The sequence below is a fragment of the Streptomyces sp. NBC_00829 genome (assembly GCF_045161795.1).
Taxonomy (GTDB): domain Bacteria; phylum Actinomycetota; class Actinomycetes; order Streptomycetales; family Streptomycetaceae; genus Streptomyces.
Genome location: NZ_CP108869.1, coordinates 23,699 through 29,698, shown reverse-complemented (window position 1 = coordinate 29,698; position 6,000 = coordinate 23,699). Strand labels below are relative to the sequence as shown.

Sequence of the window (6,000 nt, the reverse complement as noted above, 5' to 3'; positions counted from 1 at the left end):
ACAGAGGGCGCAGAGCGCCCTCTGAAAGACCGTCAGCGCAGAGCGCTGACCGGCCGGCCGGGGGCCGGCCGAGGAGCCGGCCCGCGGGGCGGGCCGGAGGCCGGCGGGCGGTCCGGCCGTGAATTCGGTTTCTCTTTCCTGTGGTTGGGGTTAACGAATGGCTGGCTAGGTGGAGGGGGTTCCCTCGGTGGTCCTGGCGGGCCTTTTCTGTGGTTTCTCGACGGGTTTTCAGGTTGTCCCGGTGGTGTTTCTCTGCGGGTGGTCCTGATTTCCTGTGCTGCCAGATCATTCTAGGGGTTCGAGCCCCTGGAATTCAAGTTGTGCGGCGGGAATTGACGGGGTGTCCGCTTTCCGTGCCCGGGGGCTGCTCCGGCGGGGCCGGGGTGCCTCTTTGGGGGCTGTAGCAGCAGCCTACAGGGCTCTTGGCGGGTTGGGGAAGGGGTTCCCGGGCGTGTGGCGTTCGCGGGATTCTGTGCGGCTTTCCGGGGCGCATGTGGGGTGGCGTTAGATTCGGGGGTTCGCTGTTTGAGGGGGTGTTAGATCCGATGGCCCGGGGTGTTAGATCCGGGGCCGCCCCAATCGGCGCGTACGGGGCGGGTGTTAGATTCGCTGGTTGGGCGGGGGTGGGTTTCCGAGGTGGCGTTAGATTCGCGTTGTGGGCCCGCGGGGGGTGTTAGATCCGGGGTCGTGCGGGGGTGGGGTCGGGTGGTCGCCGGTGGCTCCGGTGGGGTCGGGGCGAAGTCGGGGGCGGGTGCGGGGGTGTGGGTGTGATCGGTCGCGGGGTGGGGGTGGCGGGGTGTGAGGTTCCTAGTTGGGGGTTGGTTTGGTTGAGCGTGTGGGGGTGGTCCCGTTCCTGTGTTGCGTATTCACGGTTCGATGTGTACAGTAGTTATCACGAGGTCGGGGGAACGAAGAACCGGCCGAGAAACCACCTACTGACTCCCTTGGAGGGATCTTCATGTCCGGTACCCAGACGTTCACCACCCCGGCCGGTCACACCTACTCGTACGCGGTCGAGACGGGCGAGAACGGCGAGTCGGTCTACGACCTGTCCCGCGTCCTCCAGGACGGGACCTTCCCGATCGGCACGGTCGTGGTCCACCCGAACTGGGAGCTGTTCCCCAAGGTCGAGGGTCTGCTGAACGTCCAGTTCGGCAAGGGCAGCGGGACCAACCGCCACGAGCGGACCGACGCCCCGAAGCTCGGTGACATGGAGCTGCCGTACGTGGTGGGCAGTCACCTGGTCAACCCGGCCGACCTGACCGCCGAGACGGACAACGGGGCCGCGCCGCTGCTGAAGTTCCGCAAGCGGATGCTCGGTTCGGCCTTCGAGACCAACTCCCCGGCCGAGAACGCCAGCCCGGACACCTTCGACAAGGTCCGCGACCTCGTCACCGCCCTGGTCACCACCTACCAGGCCGACAAGAACACCCCGGCCCGCGAGGCCACCTACACCAAGTTCCTCAACGCCCAGCGCGCCGAAGCCATCCAGGCCCAGATCACCCAGCTCGACGACAAGGCCCAGGCACTCGCCCTCATCCGCGCCGAGCTGGTCGAGAAGCTGAACGGCTACAAGACCGCCTAACCCCCCAGGACAGGGCCGGGCGACCCCAACCCCCAGACCCCCACGGGGCCCGGGCCCAGCCCCTCCCACACCGAGGCGGCCCAGGGCGAGATCAAGAGCGAGAAACCTACATGGACTTCAGCGAGGCAGTGCGGGCCCCGGATCCGCGGCTCCAGGGCATCAAGGTCGGTGACCAGGTCGCCCAGTACGAGACGTGCCAGGTCCACTGGGGCTACACGATGGTCACCGTGGCCAAGATCGGCCGGGAGCTGATCCACACTTCGGACGGCCGAAAGTTCAAGATCAAGGACGGCATGGAGAACTACCGCTCCACCGTCAGCTACACCCGCATCGTCCGGCTCAGGGAGACCGGGATGCCGGAGCGTGCACCCGGGGCAGCAGCGGGTGGCGGGCCCACCTGAGCAAGAAGCTGAACGGCTACTAGGGCGTGTGTGGAGTTGTGATCTCGTGGGTCCCCCGGCTTGGGAGGGTCGGGGCCCTTGGAGTAGAACGGTGGGGTGTCTCGACCTCAACTTTCGGATGCCGAGTGGGAGTTCATCTCTCCGTTTCTGCCGGTCGGTGAGTACGGGCCGTACCCGGAGAACCTGCGGGCACACTTCGAGGGTGTCGTGTGGCGGTTCAGGAACGGCGCGAAATGGCGGGAGTTGCCCGAACGATTCGGGCATTGGTCCACCGTTTACGGCCGGTTTCGGCAGTGGCGGGATGCCGGGGTGTTCACCGCGGTGTTCCAGGGCGCGATCGCCGAGGCGGCGAAGCGGGGCCTGGTGGACTTGTCGCTGGTCAGCGTGGACTCGACCACAGCCCGGGCCCATCATGACGCCGCAGGGATGATCATGAAGCCCGAGACCCTGGACGCGGTGGAGAAGGCCGCCGCGGAAAAAGGGGCACCAGCGAGGAACAAGACGGGCAACTGGACCCGGAGCGGGAAGAACGACGACGCGTGAGGCGTCGCCGCAGGGCCCGGCTCGCCGCTGCTGACCTGGGGCGTTCCCGCGGTGGACTGACCACCAAGACGCACCTTTCCTGTGTGCCGCAATGCTTGCCCCTGTCACTCAAGATCACCGCAGGGCAGGCGGGAGACAGTCCGCAGTTCATCCCCGTCCTGAACAAGATCCGCGTCCCCGGCCCGGCCGGCCGGCCCCGTACCCGGCCCGACGCGGTCGCGGGCGACAAGGCGTACTCGTCCCGCAAGAACCGTTCCCACCTGCGCAAGCGTGGGATCAAGGCGGTCATCCCCGAGAAGAAGGATCAGGCCGCCCATCGCAAGAACCGCGGCTCACGCGGCGGACGGCCCGTCACCTGGGACAAGCAGCTGTACAAGCTCCGCAACAGCGTCGAACGCACCATCAACAAGATCAAGGACTGGCGCGGCCTTGCCGTCCGCTACGACAAAAAGCCTGAAAGCTACCAGGCCGGACTCGAATTATGCGCCGGCCTCCTCTGGATCCGACACCTCGGATCACAGCATTGATCACAACTCCACACACGCCCTAGACCCCCCACCCACCACCGGCGGCCCGCAACACCCCCACCCGGGGCCGCCCGGGAACCCCCTGGGGCCACCGGATCAGTACGTGGCCCTCATCCGGCCTACGCGCCGTAGAGCCCGCGAGAACACCTAGACCAGGGCAGGACGGCGCCCACCCCCGGCCCGGCCCCGGCCCTCCACAGGGGTCCCGGGCCGGACCCAACACCAAGGAGCAGCACCTGAGATGGGCACAACCCTTGCCGCCCTGTCGGCGGAGCACATCGGAATGTTGGTCGAGGTCGACGATTCGGTCATGGCCGACTCTCAGACCGTGCTCTACACCGCCACCCGACGTGTGCGACTCCTCGACTTTGAGCAGCGCAACGGCGCCACACGCCTCCTTGACGGACTCGTTCCGCAATGGCCGACCTGGATCGAGTGGGCCGACTGGCGCAAGTTCCGCGTACTGAACTGACCCGGCTGGCCCTCACACCCCAGGAGCACCACCGCCCTCATAACCAAGGCAAAACTGCCTGACCCACCGGGCCCGACATCGGCTCCCGCACCCCTTCTAGCCGGGGCTGGACCGGGCCACTCAAGGCACCACAAGGACCGAGAGGCCGCAGGAATGACATTCGACGAATGGGCCGAGCGCCTGGACCGGGTCTACATGGACGGGGCTCAGCACGACTGGCGCGACGAGGACAAGAGAGCGTGGGATGAGGCCATCCGCGAGATGTCGGTCGAGTTTCCCCACCTCGCGATCACGTGGATGGATCCGAAGTGTGGCTGCTGCACCTTGGAAGACCCGGCGTTGCTCGCCTTCGACGATCCTCGGGGGCCGGGCGGGTTCGAGCTGCTCTACCCGACCTTTCGCCCGACACACACCTACTACCTGGGCTGACGACGCCCAGCACGCCGGGCTCGGCTTCCGGCTCGGAGTCCATGCGGACGTGGTGTCCGCAAGCGAATGAGAGGAGAACAGGTGTTCCAGGACAGCAGCACAGTGAATCGTCAGGAGTTCATGGACTCGCTGCGCGAACAGTGGGAGGCGCAGCCGACTGAGCAGTACGAGTTCCTCGGGCTGACTGGCATGGACTACAACGACTGGTTGGAACACCGCCACGGGTGGCCGGTCGATGCGGCTGGCAACTGCCGCGTCCATTCGGAACTGGAGGAGTTCCCGGCAACAGAGTGCACGGTGTGCTCGACCCTGATCAAGCTGTACGAGGAAGGGGCGGTGGGGATTCGGTCGGCGGAGCGGTCAGAGGGCGACGCGCAGGGCGGTGCGGCGGGCGAAGGCGGTGAGTCCCGGTAGGTCCGGCCGGCGCGCGGCGACCTCGGCAGTCAGCGCGCGCACCGAGGGGCGGCGGGCCTCCAGCGGTGCGGCACGCTCCACGAGTTGTAGCTGGACGAATGCGGATGGCACGTCGTCAGCGGCCAGCAGGGCGCGGGCGGTGTCGGTCGCCGCGCGGGCTCGGCGCTCCGGCGTGGGCAGCACGGCTGGCTCCAGGCCCGCGGCGTACGCCAGGGCGCGGTCGATGTCGCCGAGCTTCTGGTGGATCCCGACCCGGTACAGCATGCACTGCGTCGGCGACAGCTCCCCGTCCGCCGGCACTCGCCCCCGGTCGTGGAGGAGGCGGGCCGTGGTCTGTTCGGCCAGGGACGCGAACTGCTCGGCAGCGGAGGGCATGCGGGCCTGGGCGGCGGTGTACGCGACGGTCAGGGCCACCATTCCGGATGCGTCCAGGACGACCGCGGACGGTCGGGGACCGGCGTTCAGCTCATCGTGTGCTTCCTGGAGCAGCTGCAGGGCGCTATCCGGGCGGCCCGTACGGCGCAGCGGCGTCGCCGCCGCGCGCGCGGCGGCCGCGAGGAGGACCGGGTGGCCCGAGCGGCGGGCCGCCGTTCCGGCCCGGACTGCGAAGGCGGCCGCCGTGTCTACGTCGCCTTCCTTGACCGCCAGCTGAGAGGCGAGCACCCATACCCCTGCCGCCCGGCTGGCGCCGACCGGGCCCGTTCGTTCGCTCTCGCTCGCGCGGGCCACCATCCCAGGGAGCACCTGGTGCAGTCGGTCGTACCTGCCAGCGGCGAACAAGCCGTGCGCGGCCGGAAGTTCCCCGTCCGCCAGGCGCTGGCCGAGTCCGCTGGCGAGTGCCGATGTCGTGTCGCCCGCCCATAGCGCCGCCGCGCAAAGCCCGGCGCTCAGTACCCTCCTGCGCTCCATCACCAAGCCACCGTCCTCCTCGACCGCTGTTCCGGGCGTCATGCCGGGGTCTTCGGCCGTCCTTGCGACGGTACGGGCCTGGCCGGGTCTCGGGCAGGGCGCACATCTGCCGGCTCCACGCGCCCCTTTCTGCTCTGGCGCTCCGGTGTCTGGGCGGGCGGATGTGGGGGGGCGGAGGCCCGGCGCGCCGCATGGGTAACGGGCACTCGCGCGGCGCGGCATAGGGGCGGCGGCGACCGGACGGTCCCTGATGCTCTCCGGCACATGCCCGGGGGTCCGGGTCCCGAGGCGGACGGCCCCCCGCTCTCGTTCAGGTTGAGGCTGGCCGTGCCTTGCATGGGGGTCGAGAATCTCGACTGTTGCGTCTTAGTGTTTCCATGTGTATTGTTGTTCTCGCGGGGGCGGGGGAACCGCAGAACCCGCCGACAAGCCACCCGACCAACAGGCCGCCGCCCGCGGCCTCGTCGAGGAAGTCGACCCGACGGGGTCACCGGATGCATCTCCCCGTGTCAGCCCCAAGTCACCGCAGGACAGCCCTTCCCGCGGGGGCAGTCCGCGCCCACCCACTCCGACGATCCTGAGAGCTCGCGTTGTTCTATTTGATGAAATGCCCCTGTTGCGGCCGCCCGACCATGTTTCACGAGCTGGAACGCCACACCGCCCCGAGCCTCTTGATCGACTCCGAGACGGGCTTGCCGCCCGGCGTCTCTCCTGACGGCC

At 68.5% G+C, this 6,000-nt stretch carries 6 protein-coding genes and 1 pseudogene; 6 read left to right on the top strand and 1 reads right to left on the bottom strand.

Translation table 11 applies throughout. The features are described 5' to 3' along the window. The first annotated feature begins 958 nt into the window (after positions 1 to 958). The 6 genes and pseudogenes from OG293_RS41865 (at position 959) to OG293_RS41840 (ending at position 4,371) form a co-directional block, all read left to right on the top strand. The gene (locus OG293_RS41865) at positions 959 to 1,585 is read left to right on the top strand and encodes a hypothetical protein (protein ID WP_331734162.1); all 627 of its coding nucleotides are present in this window, start codon (positions 959 to 961) and stop codon (positions 1,583 to 1,585) included. Between the two features lie 110 nt (positions 1,586 to 1,695). Then, positions 1,696 to 1,986: a hypothetical protein gene (locus OG293_RS41860; protein WP_212728892.1), complete on the top strand. Its 291-nt coding sequence runs from the start codon at positions 1,696 to 1,698 to the stop codon at positions 1,984 to 1,986. Positions 1,987 to 2,082: 96 nt separating this feature from the next. Next, positions 2,083 to 3,056, top strand: a pseudogene (locus OG293_RS41855) (IS5 family transposase). Positions 3,057 to 3,297: 241 nt separating this feature from the next. Continuing rightward, on the top strand, positions 3,298 to 3,528 hold the full coding sequence (locus OG293_RS41850; RefSeq protein ID WP_212728891.1) for a hypothetical protein: 231 nt from the start codon (positions 3,298 to 3,300) through the stop codon (positions 3,526 to 3,528). A gap of 153 nt (positions 3,529 to 3,681) precedes the next feature. Further along, a complete protein-coding gene (locus OG293_RS41845) occupies positions 3,682 to 3,957 on the top strand; it encodes a hypothetical protein (protein WP_200726530.1) in 276 nt (91 codons plus the stop codon). 81 nt (positions 3,958 to 4,038) lie between these two features. Continuing rightward, positions 4,039 to 4,371, top strand: coding sequence for a hypothetical protein (locus tag OG293_RS41840; RefSeq protein ID WP_392180997.1), 333 nt, complete (start codon positions 4,039 to 4,041; stop codon positions 4,369 to 4,371). Here the strand turns inward: OG293_RS41840 and OG293_RS41835 are convergent. After that, a complete protein-coding gene (locus OG293_RS41835) occupies positions 4,318 to 5,322 on the bottom strand; it encodes a transcriptional regulator (RefSeq protein WP_331734154.1) in 1,005 nt (334 codons plus the stop codon). The two genes, OG293_RS41840 and OG293_RS41835, sit on opposite strands and share 54 nt — an antisense overlap. Between the last annotated feature and the right edge of the window lie 678 nt (positions 5,323 to 6,000).